This is a genomic window from Acaryochloris thomasi RCC1774, assembly GCF_003231495.1.
Taxonomy (GTDB): domain Bacteria; phylum Cyanobacteriota; class Cyanobacteriia; order Thermosynechococcales; family Thermosynechococcaceae; genus RCC1774.
In genome coordinates this window covers 1-1210 of the sequence record NZ_PQWO01000067.1, presented here as the reverse complement: position 1 = coordinate 1210, position 1210 = coordinate 1, and the positions used below count along the sequence as shown (strand labels likewise).

Genomic DNA, 1210 nt, shown 5'->3' with positions numbered 1-1210 from the left:
CTTAAACTCCTCGGTGACTTTTCGACCCGTTTGGTAGACCTTGTCTAACACCGTCGTAAAGACCTTCAGACCCGTTTTAGTCTTGGCTGTGGCCATCAACTCTTTCACAACTTCCACCGCCTCAAAAATGACACCTTCACAAACACGGGTTAGATGGGGAAAGAGGCGATGCTCAATGGGATTGTATTTCGAGGTATAGGGCGGATAGTGGGCAATACGAATTTCAATGCCCAATTGAGTGACCAGTGCCTGTAAATCTTGCTTAAACAGGTAGTGGCGTGAACTATTAGAGCCACCGCCATCACACAGAATCAAAATAGAACTGGCTTTCGGATATTGAAGAGAGCCGTAATGCTTCCACCAGTAGCAGATCGAATCACAGGCAAACTCTCCGGTGTCATGACTGGTGCCAATCTGGACATAGCCGACGTTCAGGTTCAGGTCGTACAATCCGTGAGGAATAGCGACCCCCTTTGCTAGAGACGGCCAATCATGGTCAAAAACCTGAATCTCTTGTTGGGTATACAAACGCCCCTCTCGGTAGAGTAGACCAATCAATTCTTTTTTTTAGTGTCCATGCTCACTATCGGATTTCCTGAATCTTGATAGGTTTTTCTAAGCTTCCCGATATTTTCAAACTGCTCGTTGCGCTGGGCCGTTTCTCCTGTAGGAAGGCGTTTCTGGGCTTTGCGTTTACGATAGTTATGTTTGGTCAGTAACTGATCAACGAGGGTAACGCTGATAGCTTGGCCATCGACTTCTATTAACTGAGCAATCTCGTGTCGCTTCAGATTTGTCCATTTCTGCTGCTCATCAATGGGAGACCCTGCAGTGTATTCGGAAAGCACCTCAATAAAGGCTTCATCGAGTCCTTCGACGGTCTCAAAGGCTGATTTGCGACCCCCGCCTTTAGACCGTATTCCCTTTTGATTCATCGCGACTTCGTCATCTAGCTCTGATAGGCCAAAACGAATCGTGTAGTAATCGCACCCAAACAAAGCACTGATGTACGATATCCCACCCCAGCCCAATTTGGCGGCTTCGATAGCGGCATAACGACGACGATCCTTCTCGTTCAAAGACTTGTAGAGCCGTTGCATTTGCTGCTCAATATTCACTGTGTAAGGATTCATCTCAAACCAAATAGGGGAGGATGCTCAGACTATCATTCTTCCATTGAGGTTCTGGATATTATTTATTCCTCGATCCT

The 1210-nt window shown here is 46.7% G+C and carries 1 pseudogene; it reads right to left on the bottom strand.

What is annotated here, in order from left to right:
* Positions 1-935, bottom strand: a pseudogene (locus C1752_RS29630) (ISAzo13 family transposase); the annotation flags it as partial.
* Between the last annotated feature and the right edge of the window lie 275 nt (positions 936-1210).